25 protein-coding genes are annotated in these 22,398 nt (G+C 43.7%); 14 read left to right on the forward strand and 11 right to left on the reverse strand.

Going from position 1 to position 22,398, the window contains the following annotated elements:
* Nucleotides 1-24: 24 nt before the first annotated feature.
* Complete coding sequence (locus Q4492_RS10285) at nucleotides 25-1,059, reverse strand: type IV pilus twitching motility protein PilT (RefSeq protein ID WP_303417606.1); 1,035 nt, start codon at nucleotides 1,057-1,059, stop codon at nucleotides 25-27.
* 86 nt (nucleotides 1,060-1,145) lie between these two features.
* On the opposite strand from Q4492_RS10285, the gene Q4492_RS10290 reads away from it, so the two are divergent.
* From Q4492_RS10290 to hemW, 9 genes are all read left to right on the forward strand, one after another.
* Nucleotides 1,146-1,835, forward strand: a complete 690-nt coding sequence (locus Q4492_RS10290) for a YggS family pyridoxal phosphate-dependent enzyme (RefSeq protein WP_303417608.1) — start codon at nucleotides 1,146-1,148, stop codon at nucleotides 1,833-1,835.
* 60 nt (nucleotides 1,836-1,895) lie between these two features.
* Nucleotides 1,896-2,723 carry a pyrroline-5-carboxylate reductase gene (proC, locus tag Q4492_RS10295; protein ID WP_303417610.1) on the forward strand — a complete coding sequence of 276 codons (828 nt, stop codon included), beginning with the start codon at nucleotides 1,896-1,898 and terminating at the stop codon, nucleotides 2,721-2,723.
* Nucleotides 2,724-2,838: 115 nt separating this feature from the next.
* Nucleotides 2,839-3,384 carry a YggT family protein gene (locus Q4492_RS10300; protein ID WP_303417612.1) on the forward strand — a complete coding sequence of 182 codons (546 nt, stop codon included), beginning with the start codon at nucleotides 2,839-2,841 and terminating at the stop codon, nucleotides 3,382-3,384.
* Between the two features lie 37 nt (nucleotides 3,385-3,421).
* Complete coding sequence (locus Q4492_RS10305; RefSeq protein ID WP_368389441.1) at nucleotides 3,422-3,676, forward strand: DUF167 family protein; 255 nt, start codon at nucleotides 3,422-3,424, stop codon at nucleotides 3,674-3,676.
* A gap of 143 nt (nucleotides 3,677-3,819) precedes the next feature.
* Nucleotides 3,820-4,989 (forward strand): homoserine O-acetyltransferase, encoded by a 1,170-nt coding sequence (locus Q4492_RS10310; RefSeq protein WP_303417614.1) that lies wholly within the window; start codon nucleotides 3,820-3,822, stop codon nucleotides 4,987-4,989.
* Nucleotides 4,989-5,579: a methionine biosynthesis protein MetW gene (gene metW / locus Q4492_RS10315; protein WP_067866681.1), complete on the forward strand. Its 591-nt coding sequence runs from the start codon at nucleotides 4,989-4,991 to the stop codon at nucleotides 5,577-5,579. Before Q4492_RS10310 ends, metW begins: the two co-directional genes overlap by 1 nt.
* 12 nt (nucleotides 5,580-5,591) lie before the next feature.
* Nucleotides 5,592-6,041 (forward strand): DUF4426 domain-containing protein, encoded by a 450-nt coding sequence (locus Q4492_RS10320; RefSeq protein ID WP_303417616.1) that lies wholly within the window; start codon nucleotides 5,592-5,594, stop codon nucleotides 6,039-6,041.
* Nucleotides 6,042-6,138: 97 nt separating this feature from the next.
* Entirely contained in the window at nucleotides 6,139-6,759 is a 621-nt protein-coding gene (locus Q4492_RS10325) for an XTP/dITP diphosphatase (RefSeq protein ID WP_303417618.1), read from the forward strand.
* Nucleotides 6,760-6,775: 16 nt separating this feature from the next.
* Nucleotides 6,776-7,912: a radical SAM family heme chaperone HemW gene (gene hemW / locus Q4492_RS10330; RefSeq protein ID WP_303417620.1), complete on the forward strand. Its 1,137-nt coding sequence runs from the start codon at nucleotides 6,776-6,778 to the stop codon at nucleotides 7,910-7,912.
* 178 nt (nucleotides 7,913-8,090) lie between these two features.
* Here the strand turns inward: hemW and Q4492_RS10335 are convergent, their stop codons facing one another.
* The 7 genes from Q4492_RS10335 to Q4492_RS10365 form a co-directional block, all read right to left on the reverse strand.
* Nucleotides 8,091-8,714, reverse strand: coding sequence for a hypothetical protein (locus tag Q4492_RS10335; RefSeq protein WP_303417622.1), 624 nt, complete (start codon nucleotides 8,712-8,714; stop codon nucleotides 8,091-8,093).
* A gap of 225 nt (nucleotides 8,715-8,939) precedes the next feature.
* Nucleotides 8,940-9,659, reverse strand: a complete 720-nt coding sequence (locus Q4492_RS10340) for an HAD family hydrolase (RefSeq protein ID WP_303417624.1) — start codon at nucleotides 9,657-9,659, stop codon at nucleotides 8,940-8,942.
* Nucleotides 9,656-10,555: a tyrosine recombinase XerC gene (gene xerC / locus Q4492_RS10345; protein WP_303417626.1), complete on the reverse strand. Its 900-nt coding sequence runs from the start codon at nucleotides 10,553-10,555 to the stop codon at nucleotides 9,656-9,658. The genes Q4492_RS10340 and xerC overlap by 4 nt, the downstream gene beginning before the upstream one ends.
* 30 nt (nucleotides 10,556-10,585) lie before the next feature.
* A complete protein-coding gene (locus Q4492_RS10350; protein WP_303417627.1) occupies nucleotides 10,586-11,269 on the reverse strand; it encodes a DUF484 family protein in 684 nt (227 codons plus the stop codon).
* Complete coding sequence (gene dapF, locus Q4492_RS10355; RefSeq protein ID WP_303417629.1) at nucleotides 11,266-12,108, reverse strand: diaminopimelate epimerase; 843 nt, start codon at nucleotides 12,106-12,108, stop codon at nucleotides 11,266-11,268. The genes Q4492_RS10350 and dapF overlap by 4 nt, the downstream gene beginning before the upstream one ends.
* A gap of 11 nt (nucleotides 12,109-12,119) precedes the next feature.
* Nucleotides 12,120-13,376 (reverse strand): diaminopimelate decarboxylase, encoded by a 1,257-nt coding sequence (gene lysA, locus Q4492_RS10360; protein WP_303417631.1) that lies wholly within the window; start codon nucleotides 13,374-13,376, stop codon nucleotides 12,120-12,122.
* Between the two features lie 18 nt (nucleotides 13,377-13,394).
* Entirely contained in the window at nucleotides 13,395-13,556 is a 162-nt protein-coding gene (locus tag Q4492_RS10365) for a lipoprotein (RefSeq protein ID WP_303417633.1), read from the reverse strand.
* Nucleotides 13,557-13,768: 212 nt separating this feature from the next.
* On the opposite strand from Q4492_RS10365, the gene cyaY reads away from it, so the two are divergent.
* Nucleotides 13,769-14,101 (forward strand): iron donor protein CyaY, encoded by a 333-nt coding sequence (cyaY, locus tag Q4492_RS10370; protein WP_067866692.1) that lies wholly within the window; start codon nucleotides 13,769-13,771, stop codon nucleotides 14,099-14,101.
* Between the two features lie 2 nt (nucleotides 14,102-14,103).
* Nucleotides 14,104-14,670 (forward strand): SIS domain-containing protein, encoded by a 567-nt coding sequence (locus tag Q4492_RS10375; protein WP_303417636.1) that lies wholly within the window; start codon nucleotides 14,104-14,106, stop codon nucleotides 14,668-14,670.
* Here the strand turns inward: Q4492_RS10375 and waaA are convergent.
* Complete coding sequence (gene waaA, locus Q4492_RS10380) at nucleotides 14,667-15,944, reverse strand: lipid IV(A) 3-deoxy-D-manno-octulosonic acid transferase (protein WP_303417638.1); 1,278 nt, start codon at nucleotides 15,942-15,944, stop codon at nucleotides 14,667-14,669. The two genes, Q4492_RS10375 and waaA, sit on opposite strands and share 4 nt — an antisense overlap.
* A 155-nt stretch (nucleotides 15,945-16,099) precedes the next feature.
* On the opposite strand from waaA, the gene Q4492_RS10385 reads away from it, so the two are divergent.
* A complete protein-coding gene (locus Q4492_RS10385) occupies nucleotides 16,100-17,287 on the forward strand; it encodes an FAD-dependent oxidoreductase (protein WP_303417640.1) in 1,188 nt (395 codons plus the stop codon).
* Complete coding sequence (locus Q4492_RS10390) at nucleotides 17,281-18,078, forward strand: aldo/keto reductase (RefSeq protein WP_303417642.1); 798 nt, start codon at nucleotides 17,281-17,283, stop codon at nucleotides 18,076-18,078. The genes Q4492_RS10385 and Q4492_RS10390 overlap by 7 nt, the downstream gene beginning before the upstream one ends.
* Nucleotides 18,079-18,097: 19 nt before the next feature.
* On the opposite strand, the gene hldE is transcribed toward Q4492_RS10390, so the two are convergent.
* Nucleotides 18,098-19,531: a bifunctional D-glycero-beta-D-manno-heptose-7-phosphate kinase/D-glycero-beta-D-manno-heptose 1-phosphate adenylyltransferase HldE gene (gene hldE, locus Q4492_RS10395; protein WP_303417644.1), complete on the reverse strand. Its 1,434-nt coding sequence runs from the start codon at nucleotides 19,529-19,531 to the stop codon at nucleotides 18,098-18,100.
* 17 nt (nucleotides 19,532-19,548) lie between these two features.
* Nucleotides 19,549-21,339, reverse strand: a complete 1,791-nt coding sequence (msbA, locus tag Q4492_RS10400) for a lipid A export permease/ATP-binding protein MsbA (protein ID WP_303417645.1) — start codon at nucleotides 21,337-21,339, stop codon at nucleotides 19,549-19,551.
* A 133-nt stretch (nucleotides 21,340-21,472) separates the two neighbouring features.
* Between msbA and Q4492_RS10405 the strand changes: the two genes are divergently transcribed.
* Entirely contained in the window at nucleotides 21,473-22,390 is a 918-nt protein-coding gene (locus Q4492_RS10405; protein ID WP_303417646.1) for a lysophospholipid acyltransferase family protein, read from the forward strand.
* Nucleotides 22,391-22,398 lie beyond the last annotated feature (8 nt).

Genomic DNA, 22,398 nt, shown 5'->3' on the forward strand with positions numbered 1-22,398 from the left:
CTAAACTCCAGCTAAGCCACGAAATTAGAACTGCTGCGGATTTGCCGCACGCTCTCTGGCCGTTTCTCGGGATATCATACCTTTTTGAACCAACTCTTGCAGAGATTGATCGAGGGTTTTCATGCCAAACGAAGCGCCCGTCTGAATAGCAGAATACATCTGAGCAACTTTAGCCTCACGAATTAAGTTACGAATGGCAGGTGTACCAATCATAATCTCATGTGCAGCAACACGCCCGCCTTTAGGTTTTTTCAACAAGGTTTGTGAAATAACTCCCATCAGCGACTCCGATAACATAGAGCGCACCATATCTTTTTCGGCAGCAGGGAAAACATCGATCACACGGTCAATTGTTTTAGCCGCCGAGGTGGTATGTAGGGTTCCAAATACAAGATGCCCTGTTTCTGCGGCGGTTAAAGCAAGACGAATAGTTTCTAAATCTCGCATCTCACCAACAAGAATAATATCCGGGTCTTCACGCAAAGCCGAGCGCAACGCATTCGAGAAACTATGGGTATCTCTATGCACTTCTCGCTGGTTCACCAAACATTTCTTACTTTCGTGTACAAACTCAATCGGATCTTCAATCGTAAGAATATGATCTGCACGGGTATCGTTCACATAATCGATCATTGCCGCAAGGGTTGTACTTTTACCCGACCCTGTAGGCCCCGTTACCAGCACAAGTCCTCGGGGCAGATCAGATAGGTCTCTGAAAACCTTCCCCATATCTAAGTCATCTAAGGTTAAAACCTTACTAGGAATAGTACGAAAAACAGCACCCGCACCGCGATTTTGGTTAAACGCATTAACACGAAATCGAGCTAAGCCCGGTACTTCAAACGAAAAATCGGTTTCAAGCGTATCTTCATACTCTTTACGCTGTTTGTCGTTCATAATGTCATAAATCAGCGTATGCACCTGTTTATGATCTAAGGAGGGAAGCTTAATACGACGAACCTCGCCATCGACACGAATAATGGGAGGCATACCAGCAGAAATATGTAGGTCAGACGCGCCTTGCTGTACGGTAAATGATAAAAGTTCGGTAATATCCATAACGTTCCTGTAAACCGGAGCTGCTTTTATTTATGTTAGTTCTAGCAGAAAGCCGCGCGCAATCCAATCGCTTAGGTCACAAATATATGTCAAGAATAGCAGAGAACCTAATTAAGGTTCACCAACAACTTGAAATTAACGCCCAAAACGCCCAACGAACAGCGAACGAAATAACCTTGCTTGCTGTCAGCAAAACGCGCCCACCAGAAGATCTAATAGAAGCCTATCAGAACGGGCAACGGGATTTTGGAGAAAATTACCTCCAAGAAAGCCTTGATAAAATTGTAGAATTAAAGGATCTCGATATCTGTTGGCACTTTATTGGCCCAATTCAATCCAATAAAACCAAAGCGATTGCGGAAAATTTTACTTGGGTGCATACAGTAGAGCGCTTAAAAATAGCACAGCGCCTTTCAGCGCAACGTCCAACAACCCTCCCACCACTAAATATCTGTCTACAAGTAAATATTAGCGAGGAAGAGAGTAAATCCGGTTGTTTACCTGAAGAGTTACCCGCTCTAGCCGCTGATATTAACGGCTTACCTAACCTCTGTTTGCGAGGTTTAATGGCTATTCCGAAAGCAACAAATGATATTAATGAGCAAAAAGCAGCCTTTGCTAAGATGAAAGCCCTGCAACTTGAATTACAAGCGATTTACCCTCACCTTGATACATTATCTATGGGTATGTCTGGCGATATGGATACAGCCATTGCAGAAGGTGCAACCATCGTTAGAATAGGCACCGCTATTTTTGGACAACGGCAGAAAAAATAGTACGACAAGTAATAAGCTTGAAATGAACACCCCATTAAATTTATCAGTAAGGAACTAACTGTGAACTCACAACCCATTCTTGCATTTATCGGTGTTGGCAATATGGCTCGCGCTATTATTGGCGGCCTCATTAGTAACGGTTATCCAGCAGATAAGATATGGGCAAGTGAACCAGATATCACAGGCTTAGCTGACCTTGCTGAACAAGGTTTACAAACTACATCAGATAATAACCTAGCTGTAGCCGCCGCCGATTTAGTTGTATTGGCAGTTAAACCTCAAGTATTAAAAACCGTCGCGTTACATATTGCTCCGGCAGTCCAAAAACATAAACCGTTAATCGTTTCCATTGCTGCAGGCATCATGGCACCCAGTATTGATAAATGGTTAGGAGGCGATATAGCCATTGTTCGTTGCATGCCAAACACACCAGCCTTAGTACAAACAGGTGCCAGCGGTTTATATGCTAATAATCAAGTTACTACGGCACAACGCTTACAAGCAGAAACCGTCATGCAAGCAACTGGGATCACGATCTGGGTTGATGAGGAATCTCAACTTGATGCAGTAACAGCCATCTCAGGCTCAGGTCCGGCTTACTATTTCTTAGTTATGGAATCTATGATTGCAGCGGGTAAAAACCTAGGCCTATCCGAGGAAACAGCGACTCAACTTACACTACAAACGGCACTCGGCGCTGCCAAAATGGCCTTAAGCAGTGATGTAGAGCCGGATGAACTACGTCGTCGCGTCACATCACCTAAAGGCACAACGGAACAAGCTATATTGCGCTTTATAGACGGCGGCCTTCCTGAGCTATTTGATACGGCAATGAAAGCCTGTAACGATCGCTCAGTTGAACTAGCCGAGGAATTGGGCAAAGATTAACAGACAAAACCTAATATAAAGTTCAACTCGATGAGACAAGCTTCTATACTCTTATTACTCTGCAAAGCAGGAGAGGCTGTTCTCTTTAACTTAATTTAGTCATACAGGAATTATTATGGCACAGGATCCAATCATTCTGATTATCCGAACACTAGGCGAGATGTACGCGTTTATAGTTGTCCTTCGCTTTTTGTTACAGGTATCCCATGCTGACTATTACAATCCGATTTCACAAGCGATCGCTAAATTGACTAATGTCCCTATTTTAGCCATGGGCCGTATCATTCCGCGTATAGGTAAAATCGACCCCTCGGCCCTGCTTTATGCCGTCGCCGTGAAGATGGCCGTAGTTACTCTGCTTGTTCTTGTATCAGGCTTAGCTATGCCTAATATCCTACAGCTATCAATGTACTCTGTTGTAGGTGTAATCGATGCAATTTTGAATATCTACTTCTGGGCTGTGCTAGCCTCTGTAGTTATCAGCTGGATTGCTCCAGGGAGCTATCATCCGGGCCCTCAGTTGATTCAACAGTTAACAGAACCCGTATTCTCTTTAGCCCGTAAAGTGATCCCGCCTATTGGTGGTTTAGATCTATCGCCCATTCTAATCTTTATCATCATCCAAATTTTACAGTCTCAATTAGGTAGGTTGCTTTATTAATACGCAATGGTATCAATGGCAGTCAGATAACCTTTTACTGAACTGCCATTTACAACCGAAAGCAAGTAAAGATGAGTTTTGCGGATTACATGGTGACAGCCTAAAAATTCGCATTACCGCCCCTCCTGTGGATGGCAAAGCAAACGCTCATCTTATTAAATTCCTTGCTAAACAGTTTGGCGTAGCTAAGAATGCAGTAAGTGTTATCAAGGGTGAGCTTGCACGCCAAAAACGCGTTAAAATAGCTCAACCAAAGAAAATTCCTGAACAACTGAATATCGAGATTCAATAAAGTGGCTGCACTATCCTACATTCCTCTCAATCACCTACTCATCTTTTATGAGATGTGAAGCTCGACTTAAAGAAAACAGCTAAGTCCAAGCGCATAATTTTTACCCTATTTATAGATAGTATTGATAAGAGTCGAACTGAGAAATGCCCACTGTTATTCCTGAAGATTCGGTTGGAATCGTCCAACCACAAAAAATTGATTTTCATGACCCTCTCCAACTCAGTTGCGGGCGAGTACTTGAACGTTATCACCTCATGGTGGAAACCTATGGTGAATTAAACGCAGACTGTTCCAACGCTATTTTGATCTGCCACGCACTCTCTGGAAACCATCATGTTGCTGGATACCACAGTCTCGAAGATAAAAAACCCGGTTGGTGGGATTCTGCTATAGGCCCCGGAAAAGCGATAGATACCAATAAGTTTTTCGTTATTGGCCTTAACAATCTTGGTGGTTGTCATGGTTCAAGTGGCCCCAATCAACCTAATCCTGAAACAGGCCAGCCTTACGGCCCAGATTTTCCAATCATCACCGTTGATGATTGGGTAGAGAGCCAAGCCCGTTTAGCTGATCATTTTGGGATAGAACAATTTGCTGCAGTTATCGGCGGAAGTTTAGGCGGCATGCAAGCTCTACAATGGTCGATCAATTACCCAGAACGCCTTCGTCACTGTATGGTCATTGCCGCGGCGCCCAAACTATCGGCACAAAATATTGCCTTTAATGAAGTTGCGCGACAGGCAATCAGTAAAGATCCCCAGTTCCATGATGGCCATTACTATGCACAAAATGAAGTCCCGAAAGTCGGCTTAATGCTTGCCCGTATGCTGGGACATATTACCTACCTTTCTGATGATGGTATGCGTAGTAAATTTGGTCGAGAACTTCGATCAGGTCAGATTAGTTATGATTTCACCCCTCAATTTGAGGTGGAGTCCTACCTTCGCTATCAAGGAGAGCGCTTCTCGACTGAGTTTGATGCCAATACTTATCTGCTTATGACTAAAGCATTGGATTACTTTGATCCAACCGCCACAGAGGGTAAGCCCTTATCTGAGGTACTGGCAAAAGCAAAAGCTAAATTTATGGTGATATCTTTTACCACTGATTGGCGCTTCTCTCCTGAACGCTCACGGGAGATTGTGGACGCCTTAGTGGATGCAGATAAACAGGTTAGTTATGCGGAAATCGAAGCGGCTCAAGGCCATGATGCTTTCTTAATCCCGATTCCTCGCTACCTCGATGTCTTTAACGCCTATATGCAACGGGTAGAAGCTGATACAAACAGCCTAAGCAGCAAGGAGCCCTCATAATGCGCGCAGATCTAGATTTAATTAAAGATTGGGTCGAACCCGGCAAGCGAGTTCTCGACCTCTGCTGTGGTGATGGTGAGCTTCTGCACTATTTACATAGTGAAAAACAAGCATCCGGTTACGGCTTAGAAATAGGCCCAGAGAACATTACCGAATGTATAGGCAAAGGCGTTAACGTTATTGAAAAAGACATTGAGGAAGGTCTCGCCTCAATCAAAGATAACACTTTTGACACCGTCATCATGACCCAAGCGATTCAAATCATGATGCGTCCCGACGAAATCATTGATGAAATGCTGCGCATAGGCAAAGAATGTATAGTCACGTTTCCAAATTTTGGTCATTGGCGAGCACGAGGCTACCTTGCATTCCGTGGGAAAATGCCTGTTTCTAAGTTCCTACCCTATACTTGGTATAACACACCAAATACCCATTTCTGTACATTTAAGGACTTTGAGCGCCTATGTGTAGAACGCAATATATATATTATGGAACGGACCGTTGTGGATAATGAACATCAGCACCGTTGGTGGATTCATCTATGGCCAAATATGCTGGGTGAAATTGCTATTTACAGAATCACAAAATAAGTGGGGGAAATTATGAATCAACTAGCTAAATGGACAGTGACAACACTCCTAGCAGTGGTCGCTTTAATTAGCCAGCCGCTATTTGCAGATCAATATGTGTCCCATGGAGATTATGAGATACATTACAACGCCTTCAATAGCACCTTTATACAGCCCGATGTTGCTAAAAACATTGGTATTTCACGTAGCAAACGCAGAGCACTAATCAACGTTTCAGTTCTTAAAGTTGACGGCAATCAAAAAACGCCCGTGCAAGCCGTTGTCACTGGAACAGCTACTAATCTGGCGGAGCAACCGCAGAAACTAGCGTTTAAAAAAATAGATGAGGGTAGTGCAATCTATTATTTAGCACATTTTGGATTCACCAACAGCCAAGTCTTTCGTTTGGCTCTAGATGTACAGCCAGATCCAAATCACCCCGCCTTTACGGTTGAGTTTGAACAACGTTTTTACGAAGACTAAACTCACTGAAGGTCATAAAAAAGTGTGCATATCATGCACACTTTTTTTGTATACCCCCACTTAATTAAAAGCGCTACATAAGAAAAAGGCAGTAAACATGGTCCAGAAAATTGTTTTAGCTAGTGGAAACAAAGGTAAACTGAATGAGTTCAACCACGCACTCAGTGAACTCAATGTAGAAGTCATTCCACAAGCCCAATTTGATGTCCCCGATGCCGACGAAACAGGTCTAAGCTTTGTTGAAAATGCTATTTTAAAAGCCCGCCATGCAGCGAAAATTACCGGCTTACCCGCATTAGCAGATGACTCAGGTCTTGAAGTCGACGCCCTCAATGGAGCACCGGGTATCTACTCTGCTCGCTTCTCGGGTGCGGATGCCAGCGACGCAAAAAACAATGCATTGTTATTAGAAAAGCTAAGTGGTTTAGGGGCAGAGCAACGCAGCGCGCGTTTCCGCTGTGTACTTGCCTTTATGCGCCATGAAAATGATCCCACTCCTTTAATTTGCCAAGGGACATGGGATGGCATCATTCTTGAAAAAGCCTGTGGAGAGCAAGGCTTTGGTTATGACCCGCTATTTTGGGTGCCTGAATTAAATAGCGCATCAGCTCAACTAAGCCCAACACAGAAAAACAAAGTCAGTCATCGTGGGCAAGCTGTAGCACTGCTCAAAAAGACGATAGCTCCTTATTTAGCATCTATTAAAACGTCGAACTGAGCGATTAATAACACCCATGAGCCTTCTACTCCCACCACTCTCACTTTATATACACGTACCATGGTGTGTGCAGAAGTGCCCCTATTGTGACTTTAATTCCCATGCTCAGCGTGAGACTTTACCCGAAGCCGATTATATTAAAACACTGCTTGATGACTTAAATAACGAACGCCAATTTGCCCAAGGCCGTGAGATACAGAGCATCTTTATTGGCGGAGGAACCCCCAGCTTATTCAGTGCTGATAGTTATAAACACTTACTACAAAAAATCCATACTATCATTCCTATCCGCACCGATGCAGAAATCACACTGGAGGCAAACCCTGGTACTTTTGAGAGAAATAAGTTTATTGGCTATAGAGAAGCAGGCATCAATCGCCTATCTATCGGCATCCAAAGTTTTAATGATCAACAGCTAAAAGCTCTAGGACGTATCCATTGTGCAGACGAAGCGATAAAAGCAGCAACTTTAGCGCGTGAGCTTTTCCCTAAGCTAAATTTAGACCTTATGCATGGTTTACCCAACCAGACAGAGGACGGTGCCTTAGCCGATCTTCAGCAAGCTATTGAGCTTCAACCCGATCATCTTTCATGGTATCAACTGACCATCGAGCCCAATACAGAATTCTATGCTAAACCACCTCAACTTCCGGTGGATGAAACACTATGGTCCATTCAAGAAAAAGGCCTCCAGCACATCCAACAAGCGGGATTCGAACAATATGAGATATCCGCTTACACTCAAGGGAACACCCCATCACAACATAACTTAAACTACTGGACCTTCGGTGATTATATAGGCATAGGGGCTGGCGCCCACGGTAAAATTACTTTATTAGAAGAACAACAGATCATCCGTCGCTGGAAACAGAAACAACCTAAAGCTTATATGCAACCTAGTAGCCGACTTGTAGGTCATGAACTGATAGAACAAGATGACCGCGCTTTTGAGTTTATGTTGAACGCCCTGCGCTTACATAAAGGAGTACCTAAACAGTTATTTTCTGAACGTACAGGTATCCCACTAACCACACTATCACCACTGCTCGATAGCGCCATAAATAGAGGACTACTAAGCGCATCCAATAATCGCTTAGTACCGACCCAACAAGGCCGTTTATTCTTGAATGATCTGCTAGAGATATTTCTTTAAGCTAGATAGCCAAAGACAGTAATCACCTTAGCTTGTCGATTGAAAACCAAGTAACCCGGGCCAGATAAAAATAAGAATCTCATAACAGCTGACGTAGATTTACACTTGCAGTAACATAATGGTTACACATAAAAAAAGCGTGGAATACCACGCTTTTATGTCTTTATGTTAGTCGCTGCTAAACCTTATCCGCTCGCCTTTTGCTAATCACTTGCCATAAAAATTCCACAGCGGCGATAACCAATAAAGCATAACCTATTAACTCAGTCCCCTCTTCCGCTATATTTTTGACCACTCGCATATAGCCATCACCCATCACCGCTTCCCAAAAGGATCCTCTACCAAACAGGCGAGAGAAAACCAGAACAACTAAAATACCACTTAGAAATATTCCAGCACTAGATGAACGGGAGTACTCAATTAGAGACTCTTTGATTGGACGAGGTTGCTTAAATAAATAAAAGGCGGACGCCGCTATAGAGCTATAAACCAATACCTGCCAAGCCCCGTCAAAAAAGTTATCGTCCAGAAATGCGTCAAATTCTCGGATCAGCATTAAACCAACTAATGTCGCTACAATAACAACAGCGGGCCTCAGCGACTGAGTTAGTTTGGCTGCGATAAAAAACACCACACAACTTATAAATGCAAAAGCATTGTGCATTTGTTCCGTGGTCGAATGCTCACCATAATCACTTTTAGTCAGTTTAGAATAACCTTCCATTGAAAAAAGGTGTGCCACGCCCACAATAAACAACACATAAAACAGGGAGCGCACCATCAGCATTGCAAATGACTGCATTATAATAATCCATTTAATTCAAATAGTTGGAAGAAATACACCATATCCCGAGTCTGAAGTTAGCAACGTATCGCTGCCTTTGGTGCACTAAAGTGGGGCTCATTTTATAGGAAACTGCCCTTAAGACAAAAGAATTAATAAATTGTTCACAATAAAGTAAAAAAAATGACATTAAAAAGGGATATGTCAAACAGATTGAATTTATAATTCATTTGGAATGGATATTTACAAAACCACCTTCTTAACAGCCTCCTCTCTAATTTCTTCAACTTTTTCCACTATTTCACTCAAGCAATTTACTTCTTTACTGGCATTTGGGATATGAGCGTCTTGCTTCAGGTTAACCCAGATTGTCCACAAACCTGCGGCTTCCGCTCCCTCAATATCATGCTGAGGGTTATCACCTATATGTATCACTTGTTCAGGACGCAGATTTGTATGCGCTAACATCTGCTCAAACATGAGCGGATGAGGTTTCATCGCCCCAACATCATCGGCTTTAAACTGGAAATCCATCACATCTGCTAATCCAACCTTGTGGATATCTGCATTGCCGTTACTTAACGCGCCTAAAATATAGCCCTGCTTTTTTAACGCCAGCAGCGTTTCACGGGCATGCTCAAAATAACTTACTTGTTGGCGCGCATGTAAAAAAACATCAAAGGCTTGCTCTGTTAATAACTTAACATCTTGCGCCGAATAGCCAGCCTTCTCTAAACCAAAGCATAATTGGGCCATTCTAATTTGAGTCACACTATGGGCAATATCAGGCTGTTCCGACAAAACAGCCGTTCTTAATATGGCTAAATCCTTTAACTGATAGCAGCGAGTAAACGCAGGCGCATATTGAGCCAACCAATCAAACATAGTCTGATTGGCCTGCTTTATCACGGGATCAACAGCCCATAAAGTGTCATCCAGATCAAAGGTAATACATTTAATCATTTCTTTGCCTTTTTATGTGCCCTAGGGTGCGCACCTTCATAAACCTGCATCAAATGCTGAAAATCTAAGTGAGTATAGATCTGGGTCGTGGAGATATCTTCATGCCCTAAAAGCTCTTGCACAGCACGTAGATCTCCACTGGATTCCAACATGTGGCTAGCAAAACTATGTCTTAGACGGTGAGGATGAACTTTGCCTTGTACCCCTAATCGCTTGCCCCAATAATCCATACGTTGCTGTACTGCTCTTACTGATATACGACTACCACGTTTGCTCACAAATAGAGCACTCTCACTATAATCAGCTAACTGATGCCGATAATCTAGCCACTGATCAATGGCCGTAATTGCCTTACTTCCTATTGGCAACATACGCATTTTACTGCCTTTACCAGTAACTCTTAAGCTATGGTCCGCTAAATCGATACTATGCATATCCAAGCTAACAAGTTCGGATATACGTAAACCCGATGAATAGATCAACTCCATGATTGCAGCATCTCTAGCAGACACTGCATCAATAATAGGAATATCTAATAACTGGACCATCTGATCCGCATCCAGTGTACTAGGAAGTTTACGTGATGATTTTGGCGCCTGAACCGCAAGCGCAGGATTTTGCTCGACTAGGCGCTCTCGGGCAAGAAAACGATAAAAACTACGCGTAGCAGACAGCGCCCGTTGAATACTAGCGCCAGATAGCCCCTGCCGATGAATTTTAGCCACAAACTGGCGAACGTGTTTGGCTTCTACATCAGCCCACTGAGATAGGTCCTGCTCATCAATGAAGTCACTAAACTTTGCAAGATCACGTGCATAGTTATCCAGCGTATGATGAGACAGTTGCTTTTCAGTGGAGAGATAGTGCAAAAATTGCTCAAGCTGAGCTTCCTTCAAACTATCTTCTCCATCTTGTTGTGTAAAAATTTAATATTCCTGTTGGCGCATAATCCGATAAGCAACACGACTTAACACTTCACCAACGTAACTAAGCAAAACAGTTCCTTGGCTACTTGTGAAGTAATTAGGATCAAAACTACCTACAGCTAATAACCCCAATGCTTCTCCCTGAACTAAAGGCACTACCGCCGCAGATTGCACTTTGATCGCGTCAGCCGCAAAAATAAACTCGTTTTCAGCCTTACTTAATTGTCCACAGCTCGGAAGATTGGTACTCATCAACCCACTGATAACACTGGCGCTATCTTGATCCATCAGACGCAAATTATTGACATCCAAAGGTTTATGGGTAAATAAAATCAATGAGGTTGTATCACTCGCAAAATCCTGACAAAGGCTTTCATCGATAGCGACCGCTATATCATCCAATGTTTCAGATTCAAGCAAAGCAAGTACCATACGTTTAGTTTTTTCAAACTGAACATCATTATGGCGAGCAATATCGATCAGATCTGAAAGATGTGACGTAAGATTTTGATTTTTCTCACGTAGCACAGTTGTCTGGCGCTCGACTAACGAAACAGCTCGACCTGTTTCATGAGGTACATATAACTTCTCTAACAACTTAGCATTACGAGTAAAAAAGTCCGGATGCTGCTGTAAAAAATCAGCAACCTTCGCCTCTGTCAGCTGTTCTAATTGATCACTCATATAAAAACCTGTCCTTCAAAAACCGTTGTTGCTGGCCCAATCATAATAACGGGCTGTTCCTCACCATGCCATTCAATCTGCAAATCACCACCAGGCAGATGAACGGTAACTGGCATATCAAGCTTACCACGCAACGTCCCTGCAACAACGGCTGCACAAGCACCTGTGCCACAGGCTCGGGTTTCCCCTACGCCGCGCTCAAAAACACGTAGATTAACTTCATTACGATTAAGTACCTGCATAAAGCCAATATTAGCTTTGGCTGGGAACCGTGGGTGAGCCTCCAAAAGTGGCCCCAAAGTTTCTACTGGCACTTCATCTGTACTATTAACCAACAAGACAGCATGAGGATTACCCATAGAAACAGCACTCAGCTCAACAGTCTGTGTCTCACCTTTCACATCCAGATCAACGGAATAGGTAATTGCCTGCTGATTAGCTACAAATGGAATAGCCTCCGGTTGAAGAATAGGCGCCCCCATATCCACTTCAACCTTTTTATCGGGATGAACCTTCAGTTGTGCACGTCCATTGGCCGTCTGCACAGTAATAGTCGTTTTACCTGTAAGCCGTTTATCACGCACAAACTTAGCAAAACAGCGAGCGCCATTACCGCAGTTTTCAACCTCCGAGCCATCTTGGTTAAAAATCCGATAACGAAAATCAACATCAGGCTCTGTCGGCGGCTCAACAATGAGTAGCTGATCAAAACCAACACCTAAGTGCCGGTCACTGAGCTTTTTTACAAGTTTAGGTGTCACTTTAATACGCTGAGTAACAAGATCCAGCACCATAAAGTCATTACCTAACCCATGCATTTTAGTGAAACGAACTAACATAGATAAAGCTCCTAACGATCTTTAGGTAAAAGTTGCTCACCTCTAACAAGATCCGTCAAAGTTTCACGTTTCCGAATAAGATAGTGCTGACTATCATCAACCATCACTTCAGCTGGGCGACCACGGCTGTTGTAATTAGATGCCATCACAAAACCATAAGCACCGGCAGAGCAAACCGCCAACAGGTCACCTGGCTCTAAATTTAGAGCGCGATCTTTACCTAAAAAGTCACCCGTTTCACAAACCGGGCCCACTAGATCCCAAGATTTAGTTTCTCCACCCTCCCGCAAAAGGGCTGGAATAATATCTTGATAAGCACTGTATAGCGCAGGGCGTATAAGGTCATTCATTGCGCCATCAATTATGGCGAAGTTTTTCTCATCCGTGCACTTCAAAAACTCAACTCGCGTTAGCATCACGCCAGCATTTGCAGCAATCGAACGGCCCGGCTCAAAAATCAGCCCTAACTCACGGTCGCCTAATTTATCTAAGACAGCAGCGATATACTCTTGCGGAGTAGGCGGTTCTTCATCGGTATAACAAACACCAAGCCCCCCACCTAAATCTAAATGTTTAATCTTGATGCCTTCTTCAGCCAACTTATCAACTAAAACCAAAACACGATCAAGAGCATCCAAGAATGGCGCAACTTCAGTCAACTGACTACCGATATGGCAATCCATACCGACAATATCAACATTATTCATCTCTGCTGCGCGCTTATAAATGCGTACAGCTTCATTAATATCAATACCGAATTTATTATCTTTTAACCCTGTAGATATATAAGGGTGTGTACCCGCATCAACATCAGGATTCACTCGGAACGATATAGCGGCAATTTTATCTTCAGCAGCAGCCACATCATTAACACGAACTAATTCAGCTTCTGACTCAATATTAAAACAGCGGATCCCCGCATTAAGCGCTTGAATAATCTCGTAAGGCTGTTTGCCTACCCCTGAAAAAACGACTTTAGAAGCATCACCACCCGCTCTTAAAACCCGCTCAAGCTCACCCGCAGAAACAATATCAAAACCAGCGCCTAAACGAGCTAATACATTCAATACTGCAATATTAGAATTCGCTTTTACTGCATAGCATACGAGAGCATCTCTCCCTTCCAGAGCTTCTGCATAAGCAAGATAAGCGCGCTCTAGTGCATCTCTTGAATAAACATAGGTTGGGGTGCCAAACTCTTCAGCAATTTGCGTCAAAGCCACTTCTTCACAGCAAAGCTGTTCGTTTCTATACTCAAATGTATCCATTAAAAATCTCTTAACATTCTATTTCTGCTGTGAATTTTTATCTGCTTCTTCACTAGGCAGATACAAAGGGCCTTTTTGACCACAACCACCCAAGATAAGTAAGCTTAACAACATGACCAACCCAATACATTTCGTCTGTGCTTTCACAGCAGCTTTCCCCAAATAAACGGCATAATCCATCGATTATACCTATAACCAGAAATATTCATAAAACCGTTTTCAAATTTAGTTAAAAAAACCTTATTTAAAGACAAATAAAATAACCTTTTTTAGCTAAATACAGGCAAAAACTCGACGGTATAATGAGAATCATTCTTCGGCTTTTCAGTTTAGCTTGATATACTCCTATGCCATAGCCCATGTTTGAAGGCTTTAACTAGCCGGAGTGAGAAATGACTGAGAGTGAATTTAACGATCGTGTTGACGCAACCTTAGAACAAATTGAAGAGATTCTAGATGAAGCTGAAACAGATATAGATGTACTACAAGGTGGTGGCATACTGACCATTATCTGCGAGAATAAAACTCAGCTTATTTTCACCCGACAAGCTCCTGTTAAACAGCTCTGGCTTGCTACTAAAAGCGGCGGCTACCATTTTGACTATGATGCGGAACAAGCCAGCTGGGTATTAGACAGTAATGGAGAGCAACTCAGCCCCTTCCTGACCCGCGCATTTAGTGAACAAGCGGGCGAGACCCTTGAATTTGATTTGGCAGGGGCGTAAACATGTCATTTGATAATGCATTGCAGCGCCACTTCGATACTTTTAACAAACTGCAAACGATCAAAGCAGAAACAGAGCAATTGATAGAACAGATCGATCTTTGTCTTCAAAAAGGCGGCAAACTTATTTTTATGGGCAATGGCGGTAGCGCAGCTGACAGCCAACATTTAGCCGCCGAGTTTGTTGTCCGCTATAAAGCTGAAAGAAAGCCTTTATCAGCTATTGCGCTCACTGTAGACACCTCAATTTTGACCGCCCATAGTAATGATTATAGCTTTGATACGGTCTTTACCCGCCAAATTCAAGCTTTAGCTAAACCAGAAGATCTCATCATTGGTATATCTACATCAGGCAATAGCGCAAATATTATTGATGCCATCAAAGCAGCATCTGAGATGGGCTGCAAAACATGGGCTTGGACGGGTGCTCACGGCGGCCAACTCAATGAGATTGCTGATCATCTCATTCGCATACCATCCGATGAAACTGCACGCATCCAAGAAGCTCATATTTTTATCGGCCACTGGTTATGTGAAGAGATGGATCGTCGAACTTCAGAAAACACTTAATCCTTTAAGCAGTATTCATCCGTCAGGGCGTATAGTTTCTCTAATGCGCCCTGATTTTGCATAACAAATTGATACCCTCCCTGCCCCTGGCTGCTCAACCGCTCCGTATCGTCTAACAGACGCCTTAGCTCGCCAGCAAGTCCATCCGCATCACTCACAACCGTTAAGCCACCAGCTTGCTGAAGGGAGTCGCAGATCAACTGAAAGTTAAAATAGTGTGGTCCCATAATAACGGGCTTTTTTAACACCGCAGGTTCCAGTGGGTTATGTCCGCCACGCTCAACCAAACTGCCGCCAACAAAAGCGATATCTGCAGCAGCCAATAGTTTCATTAACTCTCCCATAGTATCGCCCAGATACACTTGTGTGCGACTCTCCGGCTGCTGCCCTAAACTACGCCTCGCTAATTTCAGACCAGCTTGCTTAATTAGCTCTGCTACCCGATCAAAACGTTCAGGATGACGCGGCACAACCACTAATAAAAGATCGGGGTAATCGGATAGTAGTTGCTGATAAACCGCAATCAATGCTGATTCCTCTCCCTCATGGGTGCTCGCACCAATGAGGACTTTCCGTGATTCCCCCCACATCTGGCGCAATGCATAAGCCAAACGTTCACTTCCTTCTGGCGCTTTAACATCAAATTTGATTGACCCAGTGACCGACATAGAGCGAGAAGGCAGACCTAAATCTAAAAACCGTTGGCCATCAATCTCATTTTGTACGGCTATCATATTGATCTGTTCTAACATCTGCCGCGCCAATGTACTAAATCGCGTATAACCTCTAGCGGAACGTTCAGACAACCGTGCATTCGCAACCAGTAAAGGAATACCACTATGTGCGCAACTATTAACAAGATTCGGCCATAGCTCAGTTTCTACAATTACGCAGGCCCGAGGATTTAGCTTTTTAATAAAACGTTTGAGAGCACAAGGCAGGTCATATGGACAGTAGTAGTGGGTCACAGTATCAGCAAAACTTGCCTTTACCCGTTCAGCCCCTGTCGGCGTCATAGTTGTCATCACAATAGGTATATCTGGATAACGCGCCTGAATCAGCTTAACTAGGGGCACTATAGCTAGAGTTTCACCTACAGAAACAGCATGAATCCAGAGCGGCTGCGTGCTCATCTTGTTTTTAGGTTTAAAAAAACCCAACCGTTCTAGCCAGCGCTCTCTATAAGCGGGTGCTTTCAAACCTCGCCACCATAACCGGCCTAAAATAAAAGGCAACGCGAGGTAAAATAAAACGGTATAGAGCAGACGATTCATTACAGTTTTTCAGCCACAAACAAAGAGCAGCAATTATATCATGCTTACATGGTTTCTATACCTAAAGTCATTTTTCTCATCCATCCTGATAACCTAGCCAGCGCCCCCTGCACTTGCCTATAATGGCCCCCTAAACTTTTGTAACGAAGCCTTTTATGAACACCCTAAAGCTTGACCTAATTATTATAGGTGGCGGTATCGCGGGCCTATGGACATTAAATCGCGCAGTTAGCGCAGGTTTTAATGCTATTTTGCTGGAAAAAAGCACCTTAGGTGGAGGGCAATCAATACGCTCTCAAGGTATTATTCATGGCGGCACTAAATACGCACTGAGCGGTGTTCTAACACAAGCCTCAAATACAATTAAAGAGATGCCTCAACGCTGGCGTGACTGCTTAGATGGCCAAGGTGAGATCAACTTAAACGGCGTAAATATCCTTTCAGATGCCCACTATATGTGGTCAAAAGGCTCTCTTGGCTCTCGCATGACAACTTTCTTTGCGACCAAAGCCTTTAGAGGGCGGGTTGAAGAAGTTTCCGCTAATGAGCGCCCACAGGTATTCAAAAACAAACAATTCAAAGGCTCTCTATATCGCCTAAATGAACTAGTTTTGGATATTCCTAGTGTTATCAACACGCTACGCCAACCAGTGGAAAATAGAATCTATCAAGCCGATATCACTAACGCTCAGATTGATAGCGATGGTAAAACCATCAAAGGCATCACCTTCCCAACCCAAAGCCTACGCTTAGAAGCTAAGAATTTAGTACTCACTTCAGGTGAAGGTTTTGAAGCACTAGCTAAAACACTCGATATCCGCCAACCCGAAATGCAGCGTCGCCCTTTGCATATGGTAATGGTCAAACACCAATACGACCTACCAACCTATGCCCACTGTATTGGCACCGGCAGTAAACCAGTCGCAACCATCACAACACACCCCTGTAAAGATGGTAAACATATATGGTATTTAGGGGGTAACGTCGCAGAAACAGGCATGGACCGTACAGAGCAAGAACAGATAGCCTTCGCGAAAGAGGAGCTTGCCACACTGCTGCCTTGGGTTGATCTATCTAAAGCAGAATGGGCCGCTTTCCATATTAACCGCGCAGAACCTAAACAATCAGCACTGGTAAGGCCAGATTCCGCTTATGCAGAAAAAGTAGGTAACTGTATTGTGGCTTGGCCTACTAAACTAGCGCTCTCTCCCGACCTTGCCGATCAAGTATTATCTTTATGTGATCAACCTAGCCAAGCAGTAGAAAGTAATAGCTTACAGCCCCTACAAATACTGCCCAAACCTGAAACCGCAGAGCCTGTTTGGGAGACTCTATTTTGCTAAAACGTCAGTTGGCTAATACGGGTTTAAATATCTCCCCCCTTGGTTTGGGAACAGTCAAGCTCGGCAGAAACCAGGGCGTTAAATATCCTACACATTTTGTATTGCCTAGTGATAAGGAAGCCAGCGATCTTATTGCTCTAGCTAAAGAGTTAGGGATTAATTTAATCGATACAGCGCCTGCTTATGGCAATAGTGAAGAGCGTTTAGGTAAGTTACTCAAAGGACAGCGGCAAGACTGGATTATCTGTTCAAAAGCAGGCGAAGAGTTTGATAATTCAACAGGTCAATCCAGCTATATTTTCACCCCTGAACATCTGCAATTTAGTGTAGAACGTAGCTTAAAACGCCTTGATACCGATTATATTGATATGTTGCTAATCCATTCCGACGGTAATGATGTAGAAATCATAGAACGCTACGGCACACTTCAGGCGTTAAATGAATTAAAAACTCAGGGAAAGATACGCGCAAGCGGGATGTCGACCAAAACTATCGAGGGCGGACTCTTAGCGCTGCAACAATCGGATTGTGCAATGGTCACTTATAACTTAGATCACACAGAGGAGGAACCTGTGCTTGATTATGCTGCGCAAAATAACAAAGGTATTTTACTGAAAAAGGCACTCGCATCAGGGCATATTTGTGCGGCTTCAAACGGAGACCCTGTACAAGCCAGTTTTGACTATATCTTTGCTCATCCAGGCGTAACATCCGCGATTATTGGTACCATCAACCCTGAACACTTACGCAGTAATGTTAAAGCAGCAGAGAAAGCTATCAATCGGAAATAGCTTTCTCTTATCTTAGCACTTAAAGATCTGTGTCTTTCTGAATCTTTTCTACAATAGCCGTTGTAGAGCAATCATCAAGAAATGATAATACTTTAACTTCACCACCATAGCTGCGTACAAACTCCCCACCGACAACACCTTCGATACCGTAATCACCGCCTTTGACGAGTACATCAGGACGTACCCGCTCCAATAAGCGCTCTGGCGTATCTTCATCAAAATAAAGTACCCAATCCACCGCTTCTAAACCGGATAGAACCGCCATTCGCCGCTCAACAGGATTAATAGGGCGGCCTGGGCCTTTAAGGCGACTGACTGACTCATCACTATTGATCGCTAAGACAAGACGATCACCTTGGGCGCGTGCTTGCGCTAAGTAACCTACATGGCCAGCATGAAGAATATCGAAGCAACCATTAGTAAAAACGATGGACTCCCCTGCCGCTCGAGCATCAGCTAAGGCTATAAGTAGCTGCTCTTCAGTCATGACCCCTTTCTCTGCACCTTGCTCCTTGCTAACCTCTCGACGAAGTTCTGGTGCACTAATCGCCGCCGTACCCAGCTTACCAACCACAATACTGGCAGCAATATTAGATAGCGCAACGGCATTAGGGAGATCTTCACCTGAAGCCAATGCAGCCGCTAACGTTGAGATGACTGTATCCCCCGCACCTGTCACATCAAACACTTCTCGGGCACGTGCAGGAAAATGTAACTCTTCTTTATTAGCACGAATGAGTGTCATGCCCTGCTCACTGCGAGTAATCAGTAACGCTTCAAGCTCCAACTCTTTAACGAGTGCCTGACCTCGTGTTACCAACTCATCTTCAGTTTTACAAACACCAACAATAGTCTCAAATTCGGACAGATTTGGCGTTAGTAGCGTGGCGCCTTTATAGCGACTAAAATCACATCCCTTAGGGTCCACCAATATAGTTACATTGTTATTTTTAGCGTCACGAATCAGGCTCTGACAATCTGATAACGTCCCTTTTCCATAGTCAGATAGCACCAAAACACCAACATTCTCTAAAAGTGGCGAAGTAGCATTTTCTATCTGCTCACTATAGTCATGGGAGAAGGGCTCTTCAAAATCCAACCTAATCAACTGCTGATGACGACTAATCACGCGCAACTTAGTAATTGTCGGCTCATTCTCAGCCTTAGAAAAAGCACAGTGTACGCGGGCCGATTGCAACTGTTTCTCAAGCGATACCCCCGCCTCATCATCACCTACCAACCCTACCAGTGAAACACCAGCCCCTAACGCTGTGACATTAAGGGCAACGTTTGCAGCGCCACCGGGACGATCCTCATGCTGCTCAACTTTAACAATAGGAACCGGCGCCTCAGGAGAGATACGTGAAGTCGGCCCCTGCCAATAGCGATCTAGCATCAGGTCACCAACAACAAGCACCTGAGCTTTATCAAAACGCGGCATATGGATTTTCATTCAATATCTCCAGTACTTTATTTTTCAGTCGTATCTAGGTTCGAGTGAGCAGCACCCACACCTTCACTAAACTGCTTTTTGTATAGTCCAGCGTAGGTACGTCCCATGGCTAATAGCTCATGATGTGTGCCTTGCTCAATAATTTGCCCCTGCTCCATCACAACAATCTGATCTGCAGATTCAATAGTCGACAAACGGTGGGCAATGACCAAGGTGGTTCGACCCTGCATTACATTTTCCAGTGCTGCTTGAATATGCCTTTCCGATTCAGTATCTAAAGCAGAGGTAGCCTCATCGAGAATAAGTACAGGGGCATTTTTAAGAATGGCACGCGCTATAGCAATACGCTGACGTTGCCCACCAGATAATTTCGTTCCTTTTTCCCCTACTTCGGTATTTAAACCATCACTCATCCGCGAGACAAATTCCATAACATGCGCGGCTTCAGCGGCGGCGAGAATATCCTCTTCACTCACATCCTTCATCGCACCGTAAGCAATATTTTCTCTAATGGTTCCGTCAAAAAGAACAACATTTTGTGTTACTAATGCGATCTGATTGCGTAACGATGCTAATTCGTACTCCGCCAGAGGTTGACCATCAAGCAAAATCTCACCCGATGTTGGCTCATAAAAGCGAGGCAACAGATTTGCCAAGGTTGACTTACCACTACCCGATTTACCGACAAAAGCCACTGTTTGGCCGGGAGCGATCGACAGATTAAGGTTGGTCAAGACTGGCTTATTGGGTAGATAGGAGAAACATAGATTATGGAGTTGTAATCGACCTTCTCCGCGCTCACTGATGACTGCACCAGTATTGTTTTCTATCTCTTCATCAATCAACTCAAAGATACTCTGCGCTGCGGCGATCCCTCGCTGAATTGCACCATTCACTTCAGTTAAAGAACGAAGCGGTTTAGCAATCAAGCCTGCGGCAGTAATAAAAGCAATAAATTGCCCCGCACTCATACCAGTACTCATCAGAGGATGTAAGGCTAGAAAGATCAACAATGCTAATGCACTCGATACTATAAGCTGCACTATAGGGGTACTCAACGCCTCAGTGGTTGCCATTTTTAAGCTCTGGCGTAAATTTTGTCCACTCGCCTCACCAAAGCGTTGACGCTCCTTATCACTACCACCAAATATTCTAACAACCTGTACACCTTGCACGTTTTCAGAAGCCACATGAGTCACCTCACCCATAGAGTCTTGAATACGATGACCTAAACGACGAAAGCGTTTAGAAGCTACAGCAACGACCAGCGCAATAAACGGCGACACCGCAGCAAACACTAGGGTTAATTGCCAATTAAGAAACAACAGATAGCCGAGCAAGCCAAGAACAGTCATCCCCTCTCTTACGCTAATTTTGAGCGATTCCGTGGCAGCGTTAGTGACCTGCTCAACATTATAAGAGATTTTAGAAAGGATATGACCCGAGGCATTATTGTGAAAATAATCCAAAGGAATAACTAACAACTTATCAAACATCACCACCCGTAATTGATGAACAATATTACGCGCCACATAAGCAGTAAAGTAGTTCCCCATAAAGGTGCCAAGCCCTCGAGCAAAAGCAATACCCATCAAAGCCAAAGGGCCATAGATATACGCATTCTCTTTCTGCTCCCCTATAGCATCAACAAGATACTCCATAAGGGCAGCAAACCCTGTTTGCGTCGCGGCATAAATAATAAAACCGATAATACCTAGGGAAAAAGGCAGCCAATATGGCCGTACATATGCAAGAAGACGAAGGTATATCTTCATCCCTGTTCCTGATGCTGGAACCTGATCAGTCATATAGATCTATCTTATATTACAAATAATTAGTCACTATTGTACCTTGCTAGCCTCAGTTGCCCAACCTTCCATCTAGCTGAGTATTGCTGACATAGGTATAATCCCCCACTGATCCTAGAGATATACATAAACAGTGAATACATCAACCTCTTTCTTTGCACCCAAATACTGGCCAACATGGCTAGGCATTCTAGTATTAAGGCTACTGGCTTTTCTACCTTATAAGTTAGGCTTAAGCTTCGGACGTTTAATTGGAATAATACTTTATCATTTACTTCCTAAACGCCGTCATGTCACTGAGGTAAACTGCTCCTTATGCTTCCCTGAACTAACAGCGGCCGAGCGTGAGCAGTTTGTAAAAGATGTATTCAAAAACAATGGAATAGGCATTATTGAAACTGCATGGGCCTATTGGGGCAATAAAAAACGGCTCATCGCACGCACCGAATACATAGGCTTTGAACTACTCGATGAAGCCCTTAGTCTTGGTCGCGGTGTGATTTTACTCGGCGGCCATTACTCTCAGCTCGACTTGGGCGGTCTATTGTTTTCAGTTTATAAAACTCCAATAGCTACAACCTATAGGGAACATAACAATCCTCTTATGGATGCAATGATCACTAAAGGACGTTCTTCTTTTAGTATCCCTGTAGAACGAAAAAAAATACGCGAGATAATCAGAAAGCTAAAACAGAACCTCATTATCTGGTACGCCCCTGATCAAGACCTTGGACGAAAAAATTCTGTATTTGTGCCCTTTTTTGGCCAAACAGCCGCAACAATCACAGCCACCACTAATATGGTTAGGTTTAACAATTCACCGATTGTTTGTTTGCATCTACGCAGAAAAGAGGATGATTCAGGCTATATTATGGAGATTGTTTCTGTCCCAGACTTTCCAAGTGGCGATGAAGTTGAAGATGCGCGCTTAATGAATTTAGCGGTAGAAGCGGGTGTAAGAAAAGCGCCTACCCAATACATGTGGGTACATAAGCGCTTTAAAACCCAACCCGATGGCGATCAAAAACTATATAACACAAAAGCACGCTAATCTTAGGA

It is taken from the genome of Neptuniibacter sp. 1_MG-2023, from assembly GCF_030547185.1.
GTDB lineage: Bacteria > Pseudomonadota > Gammaproteobacteria > Pseudomonadales > Balneatricaceae > Neptuniibacter.